General features: G+C 70.3%; 20 protein-coding genes, 1 tRNA gene and 1 pseudogene. 10 read left to right on the top strand and 12 right to left on the bottom strand.

Features of this window, described 5'->3' with window-relative positions; translation table 11 throughout:
- Positions 1–65 precede the first annotated feature (65 nt).
- The 3 genes from AC0L5F_RS12280 (at position 66) to AC0L5F_RS12270 (ending at position 2,395) form a co-directional block, all read left to right on the top strand.
- Positions 66–677: a malonic semialdehyde reductase gene (locus AC0L5F_RS12280; protein ID WP_473313672.1), complete on the top strand. Its 612-nt coding sequence runs from the start codon at positions 66–68 to the stop codon at positions 675–677.
- 194 nt (positions 678–871) lie between these two features.
- Positions 872–2,233 (top strand): M20/M25/M40 family metallo-hydrolase, encoded by a 1,362-nt coding sequence (locus tag AC0L5F_RS12275; RefSeq protein ID WP_473313671.1) that lies wholly within the window; start codon positions 872–874, stop codon positions 2,231–2,233.
- 85 nt (positions 2,234–2,318) lie between these two features.
- Positions 2,319–2,395: transfer RNA gene (locus AC0L5F_RS12270), tRNA-Phe, on the top strand.
- A gap of 21 nt (positions 2,396–2,416) precedes the next feature.
- Here the strand turns inward: AC0L5F_RS12270 and AC0L5F_RS12265 are convergent.
- Both AC0L5F_RS12265 and AC0L5F_RS12260 read right to left on the bottom strand, forming a co-directional pair.
- On the bottom strand, positions 2,417–3,565 hold the full coding sequence (locus tag AC0L5F_RS12265) for an NAD(P)/FAD-dependent oxidoreductase (protein ID WP_473313670.1): 1,149 nt from the start codon (positions 3,563–3,565) through the stop codon (positions 2,417–2,419).
- 37 nt (positions 3,566–3,602) lie between these two features.
- Positions 3,603–5,243: a fatty acid--CoA ligase gene (locus tag AC0L5F_RS12260; RefSeq protein WP_473313668.1), complete on the bottom strand. Its 1,641-nt coding sequence runs from the start codon at positions 5,241–5,243 to the stop codon at positions 3,603–3,605.
- 47 nt (positions 5,244–5,290) lie between these two features.
- Here AC0L5F_RS12260 and AC0L5F_RS12255 point away from each other — a divergent pair, with 47 nt between their 5' ends.
- The gene (locus AC0L5F_RS12255; protein ID WP_473316191.1) at positions 5,291–6,046 is read left to right on the top strand and encodes an SDR family NAD(P)-dependent oxidoreductase; all 756 of its coding nucleotides are present in this window, start codon (positions 5,291–5,293) and stop codon (positions 6,044–6,046) included.
- A gap of 273 nt (positions 6,047–6,319) precedes the next feature.
- Here the strand turns inward: AC0L5F_RS12255 and AC0L5F_RS12250 are convergent.
- Positions 6,320–6,778, bottom strand: a pseudogene (locus tag AC0L5F_RS12250) (sterol desaturase family protein); the annotation flags it as partial.
- 222 nt (positions 6,779–7,000) lie between these two features.
- Between AC0L5F_RS12250 and AC0L5F_RS12245 the strand changes: the two are divergent.
- Both AC0L5F_RS12245 and AC0L5F_RS12240 read left to right on the top strand, forming a co-directional pair.
- Positions 7,001–7,630 (top strand): TetR/AcrR family transcriptional regulator, encoded by a 630-nt coding sequence (locus AC0L5F_RS12245; RefSeq protein ID WP_473313667.1) that lies wholly within the window; start codon positions 7,001–7,003, stop codon positions 7,628–7,630.
- Positions 7,627–8,427 (top strand): SDR family NAD(P)-dependent oxidoreductase, encoded by an 801-nt coding sequence (locus AC0L5F_RS12240; RefSeq protein WP_473313666.1) that lies wholly within the window; start codon positions 7,627–7,629, stop codon positions 8,425–8,427. Before AC0L5F_RS12245 ends, AC0L5F_RS12240 begins: the two co-directional genes overlap by 4 nt.
- On the opposite strand, the gene AC0L5F_RS12235 is transcribed toward AC0L5F_RS12240, so the two are convergent.
- Positions 8,401–8,739: a DUF2834 domain-containing protein gene (locus tag AC0L5F_RS12235; RefSeq protein WP_473313665.1), complete on the bottom strand. Its 339-nt coding sequence runs from the start codon at positions 8,737–8,739 to the stop codon at positions 8,401–8,403. The genes AC0L5F_RS12240 and AC0L5F_RS12235 overlap by 27 nt on opposite strands.
- Before the next feature lie 118 nt (positions 8,740–8,857).
- Between AC0L5F_RS12235 and AC0L5F_RS12230 the strand changes: the two genes are divergently transcribed.
- A complete protein-coding gene (locus AC0L5F_RS12230; protein WP_473313664.1) occupies positions 8,858–9,940 on the top strand; it encodes a Glu/Leu/Phe/Val dehydrogenase dimerization domain-containing protein in 1,083 nt (360 codons plus the stop codon).
- Here AC0L5F_RS12230 and AC0L5F_RS12225 read toward each other — a convergent pair.
- From AC0L5F_RS12225 to purF, 5 genes are all read right to left on the bottom strand, one after another.
- The gene (locus AC0L5F_RS12225; protein WP_473313663.1) at positions 9,937–10,869 is read right to left on the bottom strand and encodes an alpha/beta fold hydrolase; all 933 of its coding nucleotides are present in this window, start codon (positions 10,867–10,869) and stop codon (positions 9,937–9,939) included. The genes AC0L5F_RS12230 and AC0L5F_RS12225 overlap by 4 nt on opposite strands.
- 9 nt (positions 10,870–10,878) lie before the next feature.
- Positions 10,879–11,460, bottom strand: coding sequence for an ATP-binding protein (locus AC0L5F_RS12220; RefSeq protein ID WP_473313662.1), 582 nt, complete (start codon positions 11,458–11,460; stop codon positions 10,879–10,881).
- Positions 11,457–11,627, bottom strand: coding sequence for a DUF3073 domain-containing protein (locus AC0L5F_RS12215; protein ID WP_473313661.1), 171 nt, complete (start codon positions 11,625–11,627; stop codon positions 11,457–11,459). Before AC0L5F_RS12215 ends, AC0L5F_RS12220 begins: the two co-directional genes overlap by 4 nt.
- Before the next feature lie 118 nt (positions 11,628–11,745).
- Positions 11,746–12,828, bottom strand: coding sequence for a phosphoribosylformylglycinamidine cyclo-ligase (gene purM / locus AC0L5F_RS12210; protein ID WP_473313660.1), 1,083 nt, complete (start codon positions 12,826–12,828; stop codon positions 11,746–11,748).
- A complete protein-coding gene (gene purF / locus AC0L5F_RS12205) occupies positions 12,825–14,321 on the bottom strand; it encodes an amidophosphoribosyltransferase (protein ID WP_473313659.1) in 1,497 nt (498 codons plus the stop codon). The genes purM and purF overlap by 4 nt, the downstream gene beginning before the upstream one ends.
- A gap of 58 nt (positions 14,322–14,379) precedes the next feature.
- Here purF and AC0L5F_RS12200 point away from each other — a divergent pair, with 58 nt between their 5' ends.
- Positions 14,380–14,832, top strand: a complete 453-nt coding sequence (locus tag AC0L5F_RS12200; RefSeq protein WP_473313658.1) for an SRPBCC family protein — start codon at positions 14,380–14,382, stop codon at positions 14,830–14,832.
- A 73-nt stretch (positions 14,833–14,905) separates the two neighbouring features.
- Positions 14,906–16,468 carry a long-chain-fatty-acid--CoA ligase gene (locus AC0L5F_RS12195; RefSeq protein WP_473313657.1) on the top strand — a complete coding sequence of 521 codons (1,563 nt, stop codon included), beginning with the start codon at positions 14,906–14,908 and terminating at the stop codon, positions 16,466–16,468.
- Between the two features lie 175 nt (positions 16,469–16,643).
- On the opposite strand, the gene AC0L5F_RS12190 is transcribed toward AC0L5F_RS12195, so the two are convergent.
- A complete protein-coding gene (locus tag AC0L5F_RS12190; protein WP_473313656.1) occupies positions 16,644–17,060 on the bottom strand; it encodes a hypothetical protein in 417 nt (138 codons plus the stop codon).
- A gap of 72 nt (positions 17,061–17,132) precedes the next feature.
- Positions 17,133–17,495: a sterol carrier family protein gene (locus AC0L5F_RS12185; RefSeq protein ID WP_473313655.1), complete on the bottom strand. Its 363-nt coding sequence runs from the start codon at positions 17,493–17,495 to the stop codon at positions 17,133–17,135.
- Between the two features lie 73 nt (positions 17,496–17,568).
- Between AC0L5F_RS12185 and AC0L5F_RS12180 the strand changes: the two genes are divergently transcribed.
- The gene (locus tag AC0L5F_RS12180) at positions 17,569–20,529 is read left to right on the top strand and encodes a fibrinogen-like YCDxxxxGGGW domain-containing protein (RefSeq protein WP_473313654.1); all 2,961 of its coding nucleotides are present in this window, start codon (positions 17,569–17,571) and stop codon (positions 20,527–20,529) included.
- Between the two features lie 83 nt (positions 20,530–20,612).
- Here AC0L5F_RS12180 and purL read toward each other — a convergent pair whose 3' ends face one another.
- Entirely contained in the window at positions 20,613–22,871 is a 2,259-nt protein-coding gene (gene purL / locus AC0L5F_RS12175; protein ID WP_473313653.1) for a phosphoribosylformylglycinamidine synthase subunit PurL, read from the bottom strand.
- Between the last annotated feature and the right edge of the window lie 16 nt (positions 22,872–22,887).

Below are 22,887 nucleotides of genomic sequence, written 5' to 3'. Positions count from 1 at the left end.
GCCACGTGACGCGAGTCACCCCGCAATCAGGGATGGCTCGGTCAATGTGGTTGGTTGAAACTTGTATGACTTCCCTCGCAACTGACACCGATTTCCTGCTGTCCGACTCTGCCATCGACGTCCTCTTCCGCGAGGCCCGTACGGCCAACACCTTCACCGACGAGCCCGTGTCGGCCGAGCAGGTGCGCCGCGTGTTCGAGGTGGTGAAGCTCGGTCCGACCGCCATGAACAACCAGCCCATGCGCCTGCTGCTCGTCGAGCCGGGCGAGGGCCGCGACCGTCTGGTGCGGCACATGGGCGGCAACAACGCCGCCAAGACGGCCAGCGCCCCGATGGTCGCCGTGATCGCTGCCGACACCGACTTCCACGACCGGATGGCCGAGCACTTCCCCATCATGGAGAACGCCCGCGAGATGTTCCTCGACGACGGGGCGCGCGCCCAGCAGGCCACGTACAACACCGCACTGCAGACCGGCTACTTCATCCTCGGACTTCGCGCCGCCGGGCTGGCTGCCGGTCCGATGGCCGGCTTCGACCGCGACGGCGTCGACGCCGAGTTCTTCGAGGGCACCGGCTGGCGCTCGCAGCTGGTCGTCAACATCGGCCACCCCGGACCCGACGCCTGGTTCGACCGCCTCCCTCGCATCAGCGCCGACGACGCCATCCGCACCGTCTGAAGGACGACATGGGCACCGTCTGACCGCTGACGAGTCACGGAGATTCGCTGACGAGTCACCCAGGTGCGCCGAGGAGTCACCTGAGTGACTCGTCGGTGACCGTGCGTGACACGTCGGCGACCGTGCGTGACTCGTCGGTGACCGTGCGTGACTCGTCAGCGGGTCCACGTGACTCGTCGGGCACAGTTGGGGGCATGACCGACATCGATCTGGCGGCTCGTGTCCGCGATCTCATGCCCACCCTGCTCGACGACCTGGACCACCTGGTCCGGATCCCGTCGATCTGGGCGCAGCCGGAGCACCACGACGACGTGCACGCGTCGGCGCGCGAGGTCGAGCGCCTCCTGCTGGAGGCTGGCTTCAACGAGACGCAGATCGTCGACGCGGGCGGCGCCCCGGCGGTCATCGCGCACCACCCGGCTCCTCCCGGCGCTCCGACCGTGCTGCTGTACGCGCACCACGACGTGCAGCCGACCGGCGATCCCGCTGCCTGGACCTCTCCCCCGTTCGAGCCGACTCGTCGCGGGGAACGGCTGTACGCCCGCGGAGCTGCCGACGACAAGGCCGGACTCGTCGCACACCTTGCGGCGTTCCGCGCCCACGGCGGCGACCCGCCGGTCGGCGTGACCGTGTTCGTCGAGGGCGAGGAGGAGTCCGGCTCGCCCTCGCTGGTGGCCCTGCTCGAGGAGCACCGTGACGAGTTGCGGGCCGACGCCATCGTCATCGCCGACTCGGCCAACTGGGACATCGGCGTCCCCGCGCTGACGGTCAGCCTGCGCGGCCTGGCCGACTGCGAGGTCACCGTCCGCACGCTCGACCATGCCGTGCACTCCGGCCTGTGGGGTGGAGTCGTCCCGGACGCGCTCACCACCTTGTGCCAGCTGCTGGCCACGTTGCACCATCCGGACGGCTCCGTCGCGGTCGAGGGCCTGCACCACGGCACCGCAGCGGACCTGGAGTACCCCGAGGACCGGCTGCGAGCGGAGTCGTCGATCCTCGACGGCGTCCAGCAGATCGGCACCGGATCGGTCGTCCAGCGCCTCTGGGCCGAGCCGGCGGTCAGCGTGATCGGCATCGACGCCACGCCCGTGGCATCGGCCTCCAACACCCTGGCGGCGAGCGCCCGCGCCAAGATCAGCATGCGCGTTCCGCCCGGCGGTGACGCGAACGCCCACCTGCAGGCACTGGTCGACCACCTCGAGGCGCACGTCCCGTTCGGCGCGCACCTGGAGGTCGAGCGTGGCGAGACCGGCGACCCGTTCACCGTCGCCGCCGACGGACCCGCCTACGACGCCGCCCGTTCCGCGTTCCGCGAGGCGTGGGACGGCACGGACCCAGTTGACATGGGCATGGGTGGCTCGATTCCGTTCATCGCCGAGTTCGCCCGGATCTTCCCCGACGCCGCCGTGCTGGTGACCGGCGTCGAGGACCCCGACACCCGCGCCCACGGCATCGACGAGGGGCTGCACCTGGCCGAGTTCGAGCGCGTGTGCGTCGCCGAGGCGCTGCTGCTGCAGAAGCTGGCCGACTCGACTCCTCACCCCGGAGCGAGCTGACCCGGTGCGACGTGACCGTCAGGAGGCTGCCGTCGGCCTCCCTGGCGAGCATGGCGCGAGCATCCGGTAAAGTCTGCCTGCGTACGGCCAGGTAGCTCAGTTGGTACGAGCGTCCGCCTGAAAAGCGGAAGGTCGCCGGTTCGACCCCGGCCCTGGCCACCAGTCAGACCACGTGGTCTCCAGTCAGACAACGTGCTTCTCGGGGCGGACGCCACCAGCGAAGCGATTCACCGACAGCCCGGACACGTCGATGTCGGGTGTCCTCTGCATGACCAGGTCCCTGACGACCTCGCCGACGGCCGGGCCCATGAGGAAGCCGTGACCGGAGAAGCCGGTGGCGTAGACGAACCCCTCGGCCTGCTCGGCACGGCCGATGAGCGCGTTGTGGTCGGGAGTCACCTCGTACAGCCCGGCCCACGCGATGCGCAGGCCGACGTCGTCGACACCGCGCATGCGCCGGTGCATCGCCGCTGCGAGGTGTTCGAGCCAGGCCGGGTCGCGTGCCGGCTCCGACCCCCACGCGTCGTCCAGATCGGGCAGGCCCATCAGCAGACCCGGCCCCTCACGGTGCCAGTACAACGACGTCGCGAAGTCGACGGTGAACGGTGCCGCCGCGTCGAGGTGCGGCATCGCCGACGTCAGCGCGACGTGTCGCCGCAGTGGTTCGACCGGGAGGTCCACCGAAGCCCAGGCGCCGATCCGGCGCGACCATGCGCCGGCGCAACAGACCACCGTGCCGGCGCTGATCGGTCCGTGGTCGGTCTGCACGCCCCGGACGGCACCGCTGACCACGTCGATGCCCGTCACGGAGCAGCCGGTCGCGATCTCCACGCCGAGCCGTCGAGCCGACCTCGCGTACCCGAGCACGACCGACTCCGGCGAGCAGTGGCCGTCGTCGGGCGACCACATCGCGCCGACCAGTCCGGTCGGGTCGACGAGGGTCGAGAGGTCGCAGGCCTCGTCGACGTCGATCATGCGACTGTCGATGCCCAGAGACCGCTGCAGCCCCGAGGCGGCGGCGAACTCGGCCACCTGCTCCTGCTCGCTGAGCAGGAACAGGTAGCCCGAGCGGTGCAGGTCGATCTCTTGGTCGTGCTCCTCGGCGAAGCCGGCGAAGGCAGCTAGGCTTCGCTGCGCCAGACGCACGTTGACCTCGTCGGAGAACGCCGTGCGCACACCCCCGGCGGCCTTGGAGGTCGATCCCCCACCGAGCTCACCGGCCTCCACCACGACGACGTCGGTGACCCCGTCCGCGGCCAGGTGGTACGCCACGCTCAGTCCCATCACCCCGCCGCCGATGACGACGACATCGGCGGTCGGAGGCAGACTCATGGACCCAGTGTGCTCCGCCTCCCGGTCACTGCACGGGTCACTGCACGGACAGCTCCCCGTCGGCGTAGCGGCGGCGCAGGACCTTCTTGTCGAACTTGCCGACGCTGGTCTTGGGCACCTCGTCGATCAGCGCCCACGCGTCGGGCAGCTGCCACTTGGCGAAGTCGCCGGCGAGGAACTCGCGCAGCTCGTCGACCGTGACGGTGGCCCCCTCCCGCAGGACCACCGATGCCAGCGGCCGCTCGTCCCACTTCTCGTCCGGGATCCCGACGACGGCGGCCTCGACCACATCGTCGTGCGCCATCAGCGCGTTCTCCAGGTCCACCGAGCTGATCCACTCGCCTCCGGACTTGATGACGTCCTTGGCCCGGTCGGTCAGCGTCAGGTAGCCCAGGTCGTCCAGGTGACCGACGTCGCCGGTGCGCAGCCAGCCGCGGTCGAACTTGGCGTCGACCTCCCGGTCGTCGGAGCGGTAGTACCCCCCGGTGATCCAGGGTCCTCGCACCTCGACCTCGCCGACGCTCTCGCCGTCGCGTGGCAGCACCGCGCCGGAGTCGTCGACGATGCGCCCCTCGACACCCATGACGAGACGTCCCTGCCCGGCCCGGTAGCGCCACTGGTCCTCGCCTTCGACACCGAGCGGGATGCCGGCCGCGGTGGCCACGGGCGAGGTCTCGGTCATGCCCCATGCCTGCTTGACGTACAGCCCGTGGCGCTCCTGCAACGCCTTCTGCAGCGCCAGCGGCACGGCCGACCCGCCGGCCAGGATGACCTTGATCGAGCTGACGTCGGCGTCCGCGTGCGTGTCGAGGTAGCCCAGCACGTCGTTCCAGACCGTGGGGACGGCACCGGACATGGTGGGCTTCTCCAGCTCGATGAACCGCACCAGCGGCTCGGCCTGCAGCCAGCGGTCCGGCATGGTCAACGACGCTCCGCTCATCAGGGCCGCGTACGCCAGTCCCCACGCGTTGGCGTGGAACATCGGCACGATCGGCAGCACCCGATCGTGCGCGGTGAGCCCCGCGATGGCGCCCGAGCACACCGACAGCGAGTGCAGCCACGTGGAGCGGTGGCTGTAGACGACGCCCTTGGGATTGCCCGTGGTGCCGCTGGTGTAGCACATGGCAGCGGCGTCGAGCTCGTCCACGTCGGGCCAGTCGAAGGTGTCCGGCTGGTCGGCGACGAGCTCGTCGTAGATCAGCACCTCCTTGCCCGAGTCGCGCAGCGCCGACAGGTCGGTGGTGGCTGCGTCGGGCCCGGCGACGATCACGTGGGTGACGGTCTCGAACGACGGCACGTGCGGTGCCAGCAGCGGAACCAGCGAGTCGTCGACGATGACGACGCGGTCCTCGGCGTGGTTGGCGATGTAGACCAGCTGCTCGGGGAACAGCCGGATGTTCAGCGTGTGCAGCACCGCACCCATCGACGGCACGGCGAGGTACGCGACGAGATGCTCGTTGTTGTTCCACTGGAACGTCGCGACGCGTTGGTCGCCGGTGATGCCGAGCGATCTCAGTGCGTTGGCGAGTTGCGCGGCCTGCCGGCCGACGTCGCCGTAGGACATCCGACGCGACCCGTTAGTGGTCGCCGTGACGACCTCGGAGTCGTGGTGCACCTGCGTGCCGTGCCGCAGGATCGAGCCGATGGTGAGTGGGAACTCCTGCATGGTGCTGCGCACGATGACCTCCTGAGTCGTGTCCTGGGTCACATCCTAGGCTGGCCATCATGGACCTGGGACTGAGCGGCCGCACGTACGTGATGACCGGCGCGACCGGAGGGCTCGGGCTCGCCACGGCGCACGCCCTGGTCGCCGACGGCGCCTGCGTGGTCGTGTCCTCGCGAACGCAGGAGTCGGTCGATGCCGCCGTCGCCGATCTCGGCGACAACGCCACCGGTGTGGTCGCCGACATCAGCGACCCCGACACGCCGGCCCACCTGATCGCTGCCGCCCGCGATCGGTTCGGACGGCTCGACGGCGCCCTGATCAGCGTCGGCGGTCCGCCGGCCGGATCGATCATGGACGCGACCGACGAGCAGTGGACCGACGCGTTCTCGACGGTGTTCGTCGGCGCCCTCCGACTGGCGCGCGGCGTCGCCGCCGAGCTGGGCGACGGCGGCTCGATCGCCTTCGTGCTGTCGACGTCGGCCAAGATGCCGATCGGCGGACTGGCGATCTCCAACGGGCTGCGCCCCGGGCTGGCGATGGCGGCCAAGACCCTCGCCGACGAGCTCGGGCCTCACGGCATCAGGGTCAACGGCCTGCTGCCCGGACGCATCGAGACGGGCCGGGTGGTGCACCTGGACTCGCTCGCCGACGACCCCGCTGCGACCCGCGCCGCCCACGAGGCCAGCATCTCGTTGCGCCGCTACGGCACCCCGGAGGAGTTCGGACGCGTGGCGGCGTTCGTGCTGTCGCCGGCCGCCTCGTTCATCACCGGCACGATGGTCCCGGTCGACGGCGGGATCACCCGCGCGCTGTAGCCAGCGCCGCGGCAGCACCGGATCGGCCTCGTGCTCCGCGGTCGGCTCCCAGCCGGGCGGGCCGAACACGTAGCCGAGCCGGTTGCGGAGGCCCCGTGTGCTCCGCACGTCGCGCACCATCTGGACGTAGTCGCCGTACTGCAGGCGCAGCAGGTTGTAGGTGTCGACCTGCTTGGTCAGCCCGTAGCGCGGGCGCTGCTCCTCGCGGGTGAACGTGCCGAACATGCGGTCCCAGATGATCAGGATGCCGCCGTAGTTCTTGTCCAGGTACTCCGGATCACTGCCGTGGTGGACGCGGTGGTGCGACGGCGTGTTGAACACGTACTCGATCGGCGCCCACATGCGGTCGACGAGCTCGGTGTGCACGTAGAACTGGTAGATCAGGTTGAAGCCGAAGGCCACGTAGATCGTCCACGGCGCGAACCCCAGCAGCGGCAGCGGCAACCAGAAGAAGAACTCGAACCACGGGTTCCACTTCTGTCGCAGCGCGGTGCCGAAGTTCATGAACTCGCTGGAGTGATGTGCCTGGTGGCCTGCCCAGCCGATGCGGACGCGGTGGCTGAACCGGTGGTGCCAGTAGTAGCCCAGGTCGAGACCGGCGATCACCAGCACCCAGTACCACCAGGTGTCGGTGGGCAGCTGCCACGGCGCGAGGTACGTGTAGATCGCGACGAAGGCGAAGAACGTGGCGACCTTGAAGGCGGTCAGGAAGAAGATTGAGCCGACGCCCATGGAGATCGAGGCCCGCGCGTCCTTGAACGCGTACCCGGTCGTGTTGTCGTCGTGATCGAGCCAGCGCAGCGCGCCGAGCTCGAGCAGGATCGTCAGCAGGAAGAACGGCGCCGCGTAGGTGAGCGGGTTCTTCAGGGGGTCCAGCAGGTCTGCCACGTCTCGCTCCTCATATGACTCTGGAGTAAATTACCACAGGGTCAGGGTTCCGGGTAGGGTGTGGACATGGCTCGCTCGAACACCGGCACCAAGAACGCAGGCACCAAGGGCGTGCCCCGGATCGACCGCGAGACGCAGATGCTCCAGATCGCCTCGCTGGCGTTCGGCACCGACGGGTACGCCGCCACTTCGGTGGCCGACGTCGCGGACCGCGCCGGCATCTCCAAGCCGTTGGTCTACAACTACTTCGGCTCGAAGGACGGGTTGTTCCTGGCCTGCATCGAACGCGCCGGCAGCCTGCTGGCCACCGAGATCGAGCGAGTCGCTCGCTTCGACGCCGTGGGCGTCCAGCGCGGCGTCAACACGCTGGCCGCGATGTTCGACCTGCTCGAGGACCAGCGCCACCTGTGGCGACTCGTCATCGACCCCACGGCGCCCACCACCGGACCGATCGCCGACGCCACCGCCAGCTACACCGCGCGCATCCAGAAGCTGGCTCGGGAGGGTGTCACCGAGATGCTGACCGCGAGCGGCGTCACCGACCACCGCGACATCGACGCCATGACGCACGTGTGGCTGGGCATCGTCGACTCGCTGATGGCCTGGTGGGTGGAGCACCCCGACGAGACCGCCGAGCAGATGCTGCACCGGTGCGTGCGACTGATCACCGCTCTGTTCGGAGACGTCGCCTCGTGAGCATCGCCGGCCGCACCGTCGTCCTCACGGGATCGTCCAGCGGCATCGGCGCCGAGGCAGCGCGCCAGCTGGCCGCCCAGGGTGCCACCGTCTGCCTGCTCGCCCGACGAGCCGACGAGCTGACCACCCTGTGCGACGAGATCACGGCGAACGGCGGGCACGCCCACGCGTATCCGGTCGACCTCACCGACGCCGACGCCTGCGACGCCGTGGCCGCCCAGCTGCTCACCGACCACCCGGTCATCGACGTGCTGGTCAACAACGCCGCCCGATCGATCCGCCGCCCGGTCACGGAGTCGACCGATCGTGCGCACGACTACGAACGCACCATCGCCATCAACTACCTCGCCGCGGTGCGCCTCACCCTCGCGCTGGTGCCGCGGTTCGTCGAGCAGGGGCACGGCCACGTCGTCGTGTCCTCCAGCCTCTCGACGCAGATCCCGATCCCGCTGTTCTCGGCCTACCTGGCCAGCAAGGCGGCCCTGGAGTCGTTCGCCCGGTCGCTGTCGGCCGAGCTCGGCGACCAGGGCGTCACGACGACGATCGTGCACTTCCCGATGGTGCGCACCGAGATGTCGGGCGCCACGTCCATCTACGCCGCCATGCCCATGATGTCCGCGGGGCGAGCAGCCGGATGGATCGTCCGCGCCGTCGATGCGCGGCCGTCGCGGGTGACGCGACTGGCCGGGGTGGCCGGTGAGATCGCCATGGCGGCCCTGCCCGGCCTCACCACCCGGCTGACCCGCCCGTTCTTCCGGCGGATGGACGCCTCACTGGCCCGACGGGTGCGCGGCTGACCCGGGCGCGAACCGCATCAGCAGGAACACCGCCAGCCCCACGGCGACTCCCGGCACCAGACCGAGCAGCAGGGCGATCCAGCCGCGCGGGACGACGGCCCGTTCGTGCCAGACCCACCACGCCAGCACCGCCCAGGTCAGCACCACGTCGGTGGAGTAGCCCGCGGCGTACGGGTTGACGAACCCGTCGAGCAGCCCGCCCCAGACGTCCCCGCCATCGGTCACCAGTGCGGGGACGACGATGACGCAGAACGCGCCGGTGAACGCGAGGGCCAGGGTCAGCAGACCGAGCCGGAAGGTGCGCAGATCCATGGGCGAACCGTAGCGGCACGATCGGCGGTAGCATTCCGGTGAGCCACATCACCCCGTGGCCCACCCGATGAGTCGGCCCACCATCGCCGCCTCGCCACCCTCCACAGAGAGCACCACCGTGAATCCTCAGAACCCTTCAGCCTTCGGCACCCACCACGAGCAGGTCGTCTTCTGCCACGACGAGGCCTCCGGCCTCAAGGCGATCATCGCGATCTACTCCACCGCGCTCGGTCCCGCGCTCGGCGGCACCCGCTTCTACCCCTACGCCTCGGAGTCCGAGGCCCTCGCCGACGTGCTCAACCTGTCGCAGGGCATGGCCTACAAGAACGCGCTCGCCGGTCTCGACCTCGGCGGCGGCAAGGCCGTCATCATCGGCGACCCGAACCAGATCAAGACCGAGGCCCTGCTGCGCGCCTACGGCCGGTTCGTCCAGAGCCTCAACGGTCGCTACTTCACCGCGTGCGACGTCGGCACCTTCAGCCCTGACATGGACCTCATCGCCCGCGAGTGCGACTACGTCACGGGCCGCACCGTCGAGCACGGCGGCGCCGGCGACTCCTCGGTGCTCACCGCCTTCGGCGTCTACCAGGGCATGCGCGCCTCCGCCCAGCACGTCTGGGGCGACTCCGCGCTCGGCGGCCGCACCGTCGGCGTCGCCGGCGTCGGCAAGGTCGGCAAGCACCTGGTCCGCCACCTGCTCGACGAGGGCGCCCACGTGGTGATCACCGATCCGTGGGCTCCGGCCGTCGAGGCCATGACCGCTGCCCACCCCGAGCTGCGGGTGGTCGACTCCGTGGACGCGCTCGTGCGCGAGCCGCTCGACGTCTACGCCCCGTGCGCGCTCGGCGGCGCTCTCGACGACGAGGTCGTCGAGGTCCTGCAGGCCGCGATCGTCTGCGGTGCCGCCAACAACCAGCTGGCCCACGACGGCATCGAGAAACGACTCGAGGAGCGCGGCATCGTCTACGCCCCCGACTACTGCGTCAACTCCGGCGGCGTCATGCAGGTGGCCGACGAGCTCGACCCGTCAGGGTTCGACTTCGACCGCGCCAAGGCCCAGGCGACCAAGATCTACGACACGACGCTCGAGGTGCTCACCCACGCGGCCGAGCAGGGCGTCCCGCCGTCGATCGCGGCCGACCGGGTCGCCGAGCAGCGCATGCGCGACGTCGGTCGCCTGCGCGGGGTCTACCTGCGCTAGGCGGTCACCCGGTCCGCGAAGGCGAGCAGCTCGGCTGCGACCTCGTCGCGGATGGGCGGCTCGTTGTGCACCTCGTGGCGGAATCCGCTCCACACGCGCACCCGTACGTCTCGATGTCCCGAAGCGGCCAGGCGGTTGCCCACGTGGTACGCGCCTTCACCGAAGTTCGTGACGGGGTCCTGGTCGCCGGCCAGGATCAGCACCGGCAGGTCCGGGCGGGCGGCGGCGTAGAACGCGTCGCCGTTCGCCTGGTCGTACAGGTCGACGAACCCGCGCAGGAACCGGTTGGACAACGGTGCACCGAAGTTGTTGAGGGGGTCGACGGCGTGGTCGCGCACGACGTCGGCGTCGCGGGCCACCCAGTCGGTCGGCCCCGCACCCTCGCCGTACCGGTCGAGGAACCCCGTGAACAGGGCCATCACGTGGGCATCGGACGCCGCAGCGGCCTGATCAGGCTCCGCAGCCAGCGCGGCACGATCGAGCACGGTCTCGATGCCCTCCATCTGCGCGGCGATGCCGCACAGCACCAGGCCGGCCAGGTCGTCTCCACCACCCACCACCATGCCGCGGGCGATCATCGAGCCCCACGAGTGTCCGAACACCACGTAGGGCAGGTCGGGGTGCCGCTCACGCACCAGGCCCGCGAGGGTGCGCTCGTCCTCGACGACCACGCGGTCGGCGTCGTCGCCCGCGTCGCCCCAGATGCCGCTGGTCATGGCGGTGCGCCCGTGACCGGCGTGATCGTCAGCCGCGACGACGTAGCCCGCGTCGAGCAGCGTCGTGATCAGGCGGAGGTAGCGCCGCGAGTGCTCGCCGAGGCCGTGCACGACGTGCACGATCCCGCGGGCCGGCACGACCGGCTCGTAGATCCATCCGAACACCGTGTCGCGGCCGTTGTGCGACGTGAACTCGACCTCGTGGAGCGCCATGCTGGGAGTCTACGAGCGACGCACACGCACCTCGGCGACCGACCCGGACGCCGCCCGTGCCACGAGCTCGTCGAGCCGATGGGTGGTTCCCAGGCCCCACCAGCGCACCGAGGTGCCGGTGCCCTCGACGTCAGCCAGCGGTTCGGGCGCCCCGACGGGCACTCCACGCTTGTAGGCCACACGGAACCCCACGCCGTCGACTCGCCGGTTCTCGTGGACCAGCCGATCGGCCAGGGCCGTGACCACCGACATGCCGCGGCGAGGCAGGCCGTCGGCCAGCGGAGGCGGTGCCTCGGCGTCGAAGAACCGGAGGTCACGTGTGGCCATCACGGGCTTGACGCGCAGGACGCCCGAGTCGTCCGGCCGCGTGTCGGTGCCCCGGCCGTCGTCGACGACCTCGACCGACCCGTCGCCGTGCAGCACGACGTCGACGTGCCGGGTCGTGCCCTCGTACGCCTCGTCCAGCGCGTACGCCAGTGCCTCGAGCACCGCATGAGTGCCGTCAGGACACACGCCGTCGCGCCTTCGCACGGCGGCGAGGTGGTCGACGTCGACGGGCGAGGCCCAGTCGTGCGTCGTGACCAGTCTCAACTGGCAGCTGGATCTTCGCGATCGAGGTCGCGGTACTGCTCCGGAATCGGATCTCCCGACTCGCCGTGGAGCTCGCGCTGAAGAGTGTTGAAGTCGGTGTCCGGTGTCCGGTACTTCAAGTCACGCGCAACTTTGGTCTGTTTGGCTTTCGCACGGCCGCGCCCCATAGGTGCCGACCCCCTCGCAGAACTAGTCAGTCAATTCGTGAGACCAGCGTACCCGCAGGTAGCCCGATCCACGCAGCGACCCCCCGGTGAGGTGTGGACTCATCGAGGTCGCCGGCGATCAGGGGTGCTCGCCCACCAGGGTGACGGTGCCGGCGGCGCCGTGCTCGCCCGCAACGCCGACCTCGCCCGCGATCCAGGCGTCGACCCCGTGCTCGCCGAGCAGTCGCACGGCGGCATCCGCTGCGTCGGCGGCCACCAGGGCGATCATGCCGACGCCCATGTTGAGTGCCTGCTCCAGCGCCGGCTGCTCCACCCCGCCGAGCTCGGCCACCATGCCGAACACCGGTTGCGGACTCCAGGTGGTGCGGTCGACCCGCACCGACACCGAGTCGGGCAGCACCCGAGCCAGGTTGGCAGCGAGACCGCCGCCGGTGACGTGCGACATCGCGTGCACCTCGACGCCGTCGGCCAGCGCCAGGCAGGGCTTGGTGTAGAGGCGGGTGGGGATCAGCAGCTGCTCACCGAGGGTGCTGCCGAACTCCGGCACGTGGCGGTCCAGCGACCATCCCGCCTGGCCGAAGAACACCTGTCGCACCAGCGAGTACCCGTTGGAGTGCAGGCCGCTGGCGCGCATCGCGACCACGACGTCGCCAGGACGCACGAGGTCGGGCCCGAGCAGGCGGTCGGCCTCGACCACACCCGTGGTGGAGCCGGCGATGTCGTACTCGTCGACCCCCAGCAGGCCGGGATGCTCGGCGGTCTCGCCACCGAGCAGGGCGGTGCCGGTCTCGACGCAGGCCTGCGCGATGCCCTTGACGATGTCGGCGATGCGCTCGGGCACGACCTTGCCGCAGGCGATGTAGTCGGTCATGAACAACGGCTCGGCGCCGCAGACGACCAGGTCGTCGACGAGCATGCCGACCAGGTCGAACCCGATGGTGTCGTGGACGTCCATGCGCTGGGCGATCTGCACCTTGGTGCCCACACCGTCGGCCGAGGTGGCCAGGTACGGCTTGTCGTAGGACTTCAGGGCCGAGGCGTCGAACAACCCGGCGAAGCCACCGATGCCGCCGACGACCTCGGGCCGACGCGCCCGGTCGACCCACTGCTTCATCAGCTCGACAGCACGATCGCCCTCGGCCACCGAGACACCGGCAGCCGCGTAGTCGAGCTTCGTCGATGCGGGCGACGTGTCGGTCACTGCACGACCTTCAGCGTGTTGTCGGGTGTGGGCGCCTCGAGCAGGTGCTTGCCGATCAGGTCGTCCTCGGGGAGCGCGACCGGGTAGATGCCGTCGAAGCAGGCCCGGCACAGGTTGTCCTTGGGAACCTGGGTGGCCTCGATCAGCTCGTCGAGGTCGACGTAGCAGAGCGAGTCGGCGCCCACGGAGCGGCAGATCTCGTCGACGGAGAGACCGTTGGCGATCAGCTCGGCGCGCGAGGCGAAGTCGATGCCGTAGAAGCACGGCCACTTGACCGGTGGGCTGGAGATGCGCACGTGCACCTCGTCCGCGCCGAACTCGCGCAGCATGCGCACGAGCGCGCGCTGGGTGTTGCCCCGCACGATCGAGTCGTCGACCACCACGAGGCGCTTGCCCTCGATGACGTCGCGCAGCGGGTTCAGCTTGAGCCGGATGCCGAGCTGGCGGATGGTCTGCGAGGGCTGGATGAAGGTGCGGCCCACGTAGGAGTTCTTGACCAGGCCGTGCCCGAACGGGATGCCGCTCTCCTCGGCGTAGCCGATGGCCGCGGGCGTGCCGGACTCCGGCACCGGGATGACCAGGTCGGCCTCGACCGGGTACTGGCGGGCCAGTCGACGACCGATCTCGGCGCGCACGCTGAACACCCGCTGGTCGGAGATGGTGGTGTCGGGACGCGCCAGGTACACGTACTCGAACAGGCAGCCCTTGGGCGCCGGCTCGGCGAACTTCTCGGTGCGCAGACCGTCCTCGTCGATGGCGATGAACTCGCCCGGCTCGATCTCGCGGATGTACGAGGCGCCGACGATGTCGAGCGCCGCGGTCTCGCTGGCGACGACCCAGCCCCGCTCGAGGCGACCCAGCACCAGCGGGCGGATGCCCTGCGGGTCGCGGGCGGCGTACAGCGTGTTCTCGTCCATGAACACCAGCGAGAAGGCGCCGCGCAGCATGGGCAGCACCTCGAGCGCCGCCTCCTCGACCGATCGGTCGGGGTACGACGACAGCAGCGACGCCATGACCGACGTGTCGGAGGTGGCGGTCTCACCGCGTCCGGAGTCCGACGCCTGGGCGGCGAGGCGCTGGGTGAGCACCTCGGCGAGCTCGTGGGTGTTGGTCAGGTTGCCGTTGTGGCCGAGGGCCACCGATCCGGTGGCGGTGGGGCGGAACGTGGGCTGCGCGTTGTGCCACACGCTGGACCCGGTGGTGGAGTAGCGCGAGTGACCGATGGCGATCTCGCCCTTCAGCGACTCCAACGTCGACTCGTCGAAGACCTGCGAGACCAGTCCCATGTCCTTGTAGACCAGGATCTGGCGTCGGTTGCTGACAGCGATGCCGGCCGATTCCTGGCCACGGTGCTGCAGCGCGTACAGGCCGAAGTAGGTGAGCTTGGCGACTTCCTCGCCCGGGGCCCAGACGCCGAAGACGCCGCAGGCGTCCTGCGGTCCGGCGTCCTGGGGATCGATCTCGTGGGTGAGTCGTCCGTCTCCGCGGGGCACGGTCTCAGTGTAGGGCCCGTGGCCACCCGCCCGGACCCGGATCGTGGTCGAATGAGGCATGGAGTCCAACACGATCACCGTCCAGCGCACCATCGCCGCCCCGCCGGAGGCGATCTTCGCCTACGTCGCCGACGCCACCAAGCACCAGCAGATCGACGGATCGGGCTCGCTGCGCGGCACCAAGGGCGATCCGGAGCCGCTGACCCTCGGCTCGAAGTTCGGCATGTCGATGCACATGGGCGCCTCCTACTCCACGGTCAACGAGGTCGTGGAGTTCGAGCAGGACCGGCGCATCGCCTGGCAGACCACCGGTTTCGGCGGCCTGATCGGCGGTCGCATCTGGCGCTACGAGCTGGAGCCGACCGCTGACGGTACCGTGGTCAGCGAGACCTGGGACCTGACCCACGAGCGAGGCGTCTTCCTGGTCAAGCGCTCGAAGATGCCCCGCGCCACCGAGAAGGCGATGCGCCGGACGCTCGAGCGCATCGCCGAGCTCGTCGAGAACGCGTAGCCGCCGGGCCCGTCCGGGTCTAGGGTGGCGTGATCGTCGTCACAGCCCGGAGGTCGTCGTGTCGGTTCTTCCCATGGACATCCCGTCCGCCACGTTCCTGCCCGACTTCCTGGAGCACCGAGCCGGCCAGCTGGCCGATCGTCGCTGCTGGGTGTTCGGCGAGCGCACCTGGACCTGGGCCGAGGCGTGGCAGAGCGTGCGCCAGGCCGCCGGGGCGCTCGCGGCCGCCGGCGTCGAGAGGGGTGACAACGTCGCCATCCTCGACAAGAACAGTCCGGCCGTCCTGCAGATCCTGCTGGGTGGCTGCCAGATCGGGGCCTCCACCACGGTGGTCAACTGGCGCCTGGCCGGCGACGAGCTGGACTACGTCCTCAACGACTGCCGTGCATCGGTGGTGTTCGTGGGTCACCAGCTGCTCGACCAGCTCAACCTCGTGCGCGACCGCCTCGAGCACGCACGCACGATCGTCGTGATCGGCGGGCCCGACGACGAGCTCGCGGCCTGGCTCGCGGCGGGCGAGCCGCTCGACCGGCGCCCCGAGGTCTCGCCCGAGGACGTCTGCGTCGTCATGTACAGCTCCGGCACCACCGGGCGTCCCAAGGGGGTGCAGCTGACCCAGTCGGCCATGGTCGAGCACTGCGTCAACGGTCTCGGCGACCAGGTCTACGACCACGAGAACGACATGATGATGGTCGCGATGCCGATGTTCCACGTCGGCGGCTGCTCCTACACCCTGCTCGGCCCGACGGTCGGCGTGACCGCCTACATCGTCCCCGAGGTCGACGCCCAGCTGCTCGCTGCCGGGATGATGGCCGGCTGCACGCACGCCTTCCTCGTCCCGGCCGTGGTGGCCGCGCTGGTGGCGGCGGGCCCGCAGGCCATGGGATTGTTCAGCCGGCTCAAGGCGGTCGGGTACGGAGCCGCGCCCATGCCGCTTCCGGTCCTGCGAGCCGCGATGGCCGCCTGGCCCGACACCGACTTCCAGCAGGTGTACGGCATGACCGAGATGTGCGGCGTCGTCACCGTGCTCGACGACGCCGCCCATCGCGACGAGAGTCGGCCCGAGCGGTTGGTCTCCGCCGGCAAGCCGGTGCAGCACGCCGAGCTGCGCATCGTCGACCCGGTCAGCCTGGAGGACGTGCCGGACGGTTCCTCGGGCGAGCTGTGGTTCCGCACCCCGCAGGCCACGATCGGCTACCTCGGACGCCCCGAGGCCACCGCCGAGCTGCTGACCGAGGACGGGTGGCTGCGCACCGGCGACATCGGCCGGGTCGACGACGGCGGGTTCGTGTTCATCGAGGACCGGATCAAGGACATGATCATCACCGGCGGCGAGAACGTGTACTCCCCCGAGGTGGAGCGGGTCCTGGCCGAGCATCCCGCGGTGGCCGAGGTCGCGATCATCGGCGTCCCGGACGACACGTGGGGTGAGACGGTCAAGGCCGTGGTGGCCTTCGCGCCGGGACAGTCGGCCACGTCGGACGAGCTGATCGCCTTCGCGCGCGAACGACTCGCCGGCTACAAGGCACCGACGTCGATCGACGTGGTCGGCGAGCTGCCGCGCAACCCGTCGGGCAAGATCCTCAAGCGCGACCTGCGCAAGGAGTACTGGGCCGACCGGGACCGCCAGGTCTGACGAGGGCGCGGGTGCGGGCACGGGTGCGGCCCCGATCATCCAGGGGTGGGACCGGGGCCGCCTGACAACCATATCGCCACGAGGAGCCCGCGGCGCGAATCGGACACGCCGCGAATCCCAACGAATTCGCCTGAAATGCCCGGAGAAAATAGCAGACAGGCCGTCAGGAATCCGCTCAGCGGTCCCTGACCAGTCGCAGGAAGTCGGTGTTGCTGATCCGCCCGGTGACGAAGGCTCGCGCCAGCACGATCGACCGGTCGCGGTCCGACAGGACCGCGGTGGCGGGCGCCGCGAGGGGCTCGGCCGTCGGGGCCGGGACGGGCTCGCGCGGTGCAGGCGCGAGCGCAACGGTCGGAGGTGTCGCCCGCTCTGCCACCTCGTCGGCCGTCTCGTCCGGCACGTCACCCAATGGCTGCAGCGGGTCGATGGGGGCGCGCCGATTGATCTCGGCCAGGGTCATCTCGCTGTACTGGGCGGCGGTGATCTCACCGCGCAGGAACGCGCCCGCGTAGTCCTGCAGCCGGTCGCCGGCGTGGAGCAGGTGCTGCTCCGGAAGCTCGTGATCGGTGGGGACACGATCCGGAATGCTCATGACGCCTCCTGGCCGGGTGTGCACGTCCAGCCTAGGGAGCGTGCATCGAGACGGTCGTCTCGACGCGCCGGATCACGAACCGGCATCCTCGACGAGCGGCAGCAGCGCCGACAGGTCGGACCGCTCGCCCGACGCCCGCACCGCGGCGTCGGCCCAGGCCAACCGACCACGCGCCAGGGCGATCCACGTCGCAGCGTCCATCTCGACCACGGCAGGCGGCGTGCCCCGGGTGTGCCGCGTGCCGGCCACGCACTGCACGACCGCGAACGGCGGCACCCGCACCTCGACGGCGCCCCCCGGGAAGCGATCGGCCAGCACCGTCAGCAGGTGCCACGTGGCGGCCTTGAGGTCGCCACGGTCGGCCGTGCCGAGATCGATGCGACCGAGCACCTCGCTCAGCTGATCGACGTCGAGCAGTCGGTCGCGCCGCGCCATGGCAGAACAGTAGCGTCATGAAGACCTCCGTCGTCGCTCTCACCTGCGAACACCTGCGAATCAGGAGAACCCGATGGCGGTCCGATGGACAGCGCACGCAGCAGCCTTCGCTGTCGCGGCAACGGTGCTGCTGGCCCCCAGCCCGGCCCCTGCTGCGACGGCGCAGGACCCTGACGGGCGCTCGGCCCTGACGGCCGCCGGTTCCTGCTGGGAGATCAAGCAGAGGTTCCCCGGCTCGTCGGACGGCCTGTACTGGGTCGTCACCCCGGCGATGGCGTCGCCGATGAAGATCTACTGCGACCAGACCACCGACGGCGGTGGGTGGGAGCTCGTCGCCCGGGGCCGGGAGCGATGGACCGAGGCCGGCGGGGGAAGCATCGGTTCGGGCACGTGGATGACGCAGCTGCCCGTCGACGGCGGCCCGGACAGCAGTGGCAAGGCCGCGATGATCGCCAAGCAGCTGCCGGACGCCGCCATCGACGACCTGCTCAACCACACCCGGGTCGACTCGCTCAAGGACGGCATCCGGCTGCGCCGAGCCAAGAACACGACCGGAACCGCGTGGCAGGAGGTGCGCTTCTCCTACGCGAAGCGCGACCGCTGGACCTGGGCGCTCGCGGCCCAGCTCGACGTCGCGTCGTACACGGTCGACGGCGTCACGACCACCGCACGGCAGCAGACCCGCGACCTTCGCCTGGGCGGACGCAACGACGTGTCGCGCATGTTCACCGCGGCCTCGTCGGCCAACGACTTCGCCCGCGGCTTCAGCTACGGCCTGTCCGGCGCGCCCGCCGGCACCACCGACGACAGCAGCTACCTGTACTCCTCGCGATCCGACGGCATGTACGCCACACCGTTCACGCAGGTGTTCATCCGCCCCCAGCTGCGCAGGTCCGACATGGCGTTCACCGCCATCCCCGACGGTGGTCTCCCGGCCAGCTCGAACCGTCCCGTCGCGAGCTCGTTGGCCCTGCCCAACACGTGGGGTGTGCGCGGCCTCGGCGCCGGTGGGACCAACGCCGACGCCACCGAGGTCTCCGCCTTCACCCAGATCGGCAACGTCATGTACGTCGGCGGCAACTTCGCCAAGGTGCGCAACAACGTGACGGGCCAGGAGTACTCCCAGCCGTACCTGGCCGCCTTCGACGCCACGACCGGCGCATGGATCCCCGGGTTCCGTCCTCGACTCAACAACCAGGTGAAGGCCCTGGCCACGGCACACGGTCGCCTGATCGTCGGCGGCCAGTTCACCGTCGTCAACGGCAAGACCCGGCGCGCCCTCGTGCAGCTCGATCGCCTCAAGGGAACGACGTACCCCGGCTTCAGGGCCGACTTCGGCCAGTCCACGAAGGGGGCGAAGCTCTGGGTGCGGGCACTGGTGGTCGACGCCAACCACATCTACGTCGGCGGCGGCTTCACCCGCGTCAAGGGGGGCCGCAGCTCCACGACCTACGTGCGCCACAACATCGCCCGGCTGCGCAGCAGCGACGGGCTGGTCTACGCCTGGCGCCCCAACCTCGGCGCAGGCATCATCCAGTCCAACGGCAAGCGCACCGTGCGATCCAGCGTGCTCTCCCTGTCGATGGCCCCCGACCGGCAGACGATCTACGCGGCCGGACAGTTCACCCTGGGATTCATCGGCTCCGACGACGGCCACCGCGCACGCTCGGCCCCCGGCGCGGCCGGCATCACCACCGGCAGCTCGGCGGCCTTCCGCCGCTGGACGGTCCGCTACAGCTCGGCCTCCAAGCAGAGTCACTACCAGCAGGCCGTCGCGGCGGTCGGACGTGACGTCTGGCTGGGCGGGAGCCAGCACAGCCTCGGCAAGTACCACGGCGGACAGCTCCAACGGGGGAACATCACGATGACCGGAGGAGACTTCCAGGCCATCGAGTCCGCGCGCGGCATCGTGTACGGGTCGTGCCACTGCAACGACCACAACTACTCGGACACGTTCAACTGGGACAGCCGTGCAGCCGGCGCCAGCCAGGCGGACCGCATCGGCTACATCGGCGCGTGGGACGAGACCACCGGCGACTACCTCCCGGAGTTCGCGCCCACCGCGGGCACCCGCCACGGCGAGGGACCCTGGGCCCTGACGATGGCCTCCGACGGCACGCTGTGGGCCGGAGGCGACTTCACCTCCGTCGTCACCACCAACGAACGCACCGAGTGGGCAGGCGGATTCATCCGTCTCCCCGCCACCCGCACGGCAGCCCCGGCAGCACCCACGAACCTCAGCGTGCACCGTGGCGGCACCAGCGACTTCGCCTACTTCGGCTGGGCACCGTCCAGCACGCCCGGCGTGTCGTACGAGCTGCTCGAGAACGACCGCGTCGTCCAGCTGATGGGCCCGGGCGACACCTACAGCGACACCGAGAACTACCAGCTCTCGACGACACCCGGGCGATTCTTCGTGCGCGCCGTCGACGCCTGGGGCAACCGTTCGGCCACCACCCCGGTGCTGAGCGTCGGGGGGCCCGCCCGTGCCGCAGCCGCCTCGAGCGCACCCACCCCTCAAGCCGCCCCGGCACCGCCACCGACCGACCTGATCGCCGCCGGATCCACGTGGACGGTCAGTGCGCCCGGGTCAGGACGCATCGACCCGACCTGGAACCGTCCGGACCACGCGCCGGGCAGCGGCTGGAGCCAGGCCACCGCACCCGTCGGCTGGGGCAACCCGCGCGTCGCGACGTCCTTCGGCGACCGTCCCGGCACCTTCTACCTGCGGCACGACGTCACGATCGACTCGCCCTCCGCCCTCGGGACCGTGACGATCCAGTCACTCGCCGACGACGGCACCGCCATCTACGTCAACGGCGTCGAGGTCGGTCGCAAGAACCTGCCGACCGGCGCGCTCGACGGGTCGGTGTCGGCCACGGCGGAGCCGGACGAGTCCGCATCGCTGGACTGGACCTTCACGGTGCCGACCAGCCTGTTCGTCGCCGGGCGCAACGTGATCTCGGCCGAGGTGCATCCGGGATCGGCCAGCACGAAGGACGTCGCCTTCGAACTGACGATGTCCAACCGCTGAGGGGTCCAACCGCTGAGGGGTCGAACCGCTGAGGGGTCCAACCGCTGAGGTCCGACACTGAGGCCCGGTCGCCCGACCGATCGTCAGGCCAGCGCGGCGGGGATGGTGGCCCGCCACGCGGCCTGCAGCTCTGCGACGTCGAGACTGAACTGGTCCTCGACCTCCAGGGTGCTGCCGCCCGTGCGACCGATCGACGCCAGCGGGACGCCGTGCCGCTCGGCGAGGTCGACCAGCTCTTCGTGCCGGGCCGGGCTGACCACCACCATGGCGCGGGCGGACGACTCGCTGAACAGCTCGACGAACGGGTCGTCGAGCACCACGGCAGCACCGATGCCGTGCCGGAACGAGGCCTCGGCCAGGGCCATCGCCAGTCCGCCGTCGGACAGGTCGTGGGCCGACTCCAGGACGCCGGAACCGGCCGCCTCCAGCATCAGCTCGGCCAGCGACCGCTCGGCCTCGAGGTCGACGCGTGGCGGGAGCCCGCCCAGGTGCCCGTGCACGACGTCGGCCCACGTCGAGCCCGAGAGCTCGGGGTGGGTCTCGCCGAGCACGACGATGTGTGCCCCACCGGAGGCGAAACCGCTGGCGATCCGCTGGCGGACGTCCGCCACGACGCCCAGCACGCCGACGACCGGCGTCGGCAGGATCGGGGTGTCTCCGGTCTGGTTGTAGAACGAGACGTTGCCGCCGGTGACCGGGATGCCCAGCACGGCGCAGGCGTCCTTGAGACCGTGGGTGGCCTGCTCGAACTGCCACATGACGTCGGGATTCTCCGGCGACCCGAAGTTCAGGCAGTCGGTGACCGCCAACGGCCGGGCGCCCGTGACGGCGACGTTGCGGTACGACTCCGCCAGCGCCAGCTGGGCCCCGGTGTAGGGGTCGAGCTGGGCGAAGCGCCCGTTGCAGTCGGTCGACACGGCGACGCCCAGGTGGGTCTCGGCGTCGATGCGGACGACGCCGGCGTCCTCGGGCTGCGCGAGGACGGTGTTGCCCTGCACGTAGCGGTCGTACTGGTCGGTGACCCAGCTCTTGTCCGCCATGTTCGGCGACGTCACGACCGCGACGAGCTGATCGCGCAGCTGCTCGCCGGTGGCGGGCCGCGGCAGCGCCTCGGCACCGTCGGCCTGGAGCGCGTCCTGGGCGGCCGGGCGCGCATAGGGACGGTCGTACGTGGGCCCGTCGTGCGCCACCGACCTCGGCGGCACGTCCACGACGGTCTCGCCGTGCCAGTCGATGACCAGGTGATCGCCGTCGGTGACCTCGCCGACCACGACCGCCTCGACGTCCCACTTGGCGCAGATGTCCATGAACGCGTCGAGGTCGCCCGGCTCGACGACCGCCATCATGCGCTCCTGGCTCTCGCTCATGAGGATCTCCTCGGGCGAGAGCGTGGGGTCGCGCAGCGGCACGGTGTCGAGCTCGACGTGCATGCCACCGTCACCGGCCGAGGCGAACTCGCTGGTCGCGCACGAGAGGCCGGCGCCACCGAGATCCTGGATGCCGTTGACCACGCCCGCCCGGAACAGCTCCAGGGTGCACTCGATCAGCAGCTTCTCCATGAACGGGTCGCCGACCTGGACGGCTGGGCGCTTGGACGGGCCGGTCGACTCGAAGGTCTCCGAGGCGAGCACCGACACGCCACCGATGCCGTCGCCGCCGGTGCGGGCCCCGTAGAGCACCACCTTGTTGCCGACGCCGGACGCGAAGGCGAGGTGCAGGTCCTCGTGCCGCAGCACGCCGACGCACAGGGCGTTGACCAGCGGGTTGCCGAGGTAGGTGTCGTCGAAGACGACCTCACCACCGATGTTGGGCAGGCCCAGGCAGTTGCCGTATCCCCCGACGCCGGCCACGATGCCCGGCATGACCCGGCGGGTGTCGGGCGCGTCGAGCGGACCGAACCGCAACGGATCCATGACCGCGATCGGGCGGGCGCCCATGGCGAGGATGTCGCGCACGATGCCGCCCACACCGGTGGCCGCGCCCTGGTAGGGCTCGACGTACGACGGGTGGTTGTGCGATTCCACCTTGAAGGTGACCGCGTAGCCCTGACCGATGTCGATGACGCCGGCGTTCTCCCCGATGCCGGCGAGCGTCTTGCCCAGCGGTGTCTCCTGGGGCAGGTCACCGAACTTCTTCAGGTGGACCTTGCTGGACTTGTACGAGCAGTGCTCGCTCCACATGACCGAGTACATCGCCAGCTCGGCGCCGGTCGGGCGGCGACCGAGGATCTCGCGGATGCGCGCGTACTCGTCCTCCTTCAGTCCCAGCTCGGCCCACGGTTGCTCGCGGTCGGGAGTGGTGGCGGCGAGGGGGACGGTGTCGAGCTGGCGGCCTGCGGTCACCCGGCGATCCTATCGG

Source organism: Aeromicrobium sp. 10G20-16 (assembly GCF_055809665.1).
This window is presented reverse-complemented; position numbering and strand designations above follow the sequence as displayed.

Excerpts from the sequence above, each read along its gene's own strand:
- AC0L5F_RS12280 (WP_473313672.1), top strand. The coding sequence starts at position 66 with ATGACTTCCCTCGCAACTGACACCGATTTCCTGCTGTCCGACTCTGCC.
- AC0L5F_RS12265 (WP_473313670.1), bottom strand. The coding sequence starts at position 3,565 with ATGAGTCTGCCTCCGACCGCCGATGTCGTCGTCATCGGCGGCGGGGTG.
- AC0L5F_RS12235 (WP_473313665.1), bottom strand. The coding sequence starts at position 8,739 with ATGGATCTGCGCACCTTCCGGCTCGGTCTGCTGACCCTGGCCCTCGCG.
- AC0L5F_RS12180 (WP_473313654.1), top strand. The coding sequence starts at position 17,569 with ATGGCGGTCCGATGGACAGCGCACGCAGCAGCCTTCGCTGTCGCGGCA.
- AC0L5F_RS12200 (WP_473313658.1), top strand. The coding sequence starts at position 14,380 with ATGGAGTCCAACACGATCACCGTCCAGCGCACCATCGCCGCCCCGCCG.
- AC0L5F_RS12245 (WP_473313667.1), top strand. The coding sequence starts at position 7,001 with ATGGCTCGCTCGAACACCGGCACCAAGAACGCAGGCACCAAGGGCGTG.
- AC0L5F_RS12215 (WP_473313661.1), bottom strand. The coding sequence starts at position 11,627 with ATGGGGCGCGGCCGTGCGAAAGCCAAACAGACCAAAGTTGCGCGTGAC.
- AC0L5F_RS12255 (WP_473316191.1), top strand. The coding sequence starts at position 5,291 with ATGGACCTGGGACTGAGCGGCCGCACGTACGTGATGACCGGCGCGACC.
- AC0L5F_RS12185 (WP_473313655.1), bottom strand. The coding sequence starts at position 17,495 with ATGGCGCGGCGCGACCGACTGCTCGACGTCGATCAGCTGAGCGAGGTG.
- AC0L5F_RS12275 (WP_473313671.1), top strand. The coding sequence starts at position 872 with ATGACCGACATCGATCTGGCGGCTCGTGTCCGCGATCTCATGCCCACC.
- AC0L5F_RS12195 (WP_473313657.1), top strand. The coding sequence starts at position 14,906 with ATGGACATCCCGTCCGCCACGTTCCTGCCCGACTTCCTGGAGCACCGA.
- AC0L5F_RS12225 (WP_473313663.1), bottom strand. The coding sequence starts at position 10,869 with ATGGCGCTCCACGAGGTCGAGTTCACGTCGCACAACGGCCGCGACACG.
- AC0L5F_RS12190 (WP_473313656.1), bottom strand. The coding sequence starts at position 17,060 with ATGAGCATTCCGGATCGTGTCCCCACCGATCACGAGCTTCCGGAGCAG.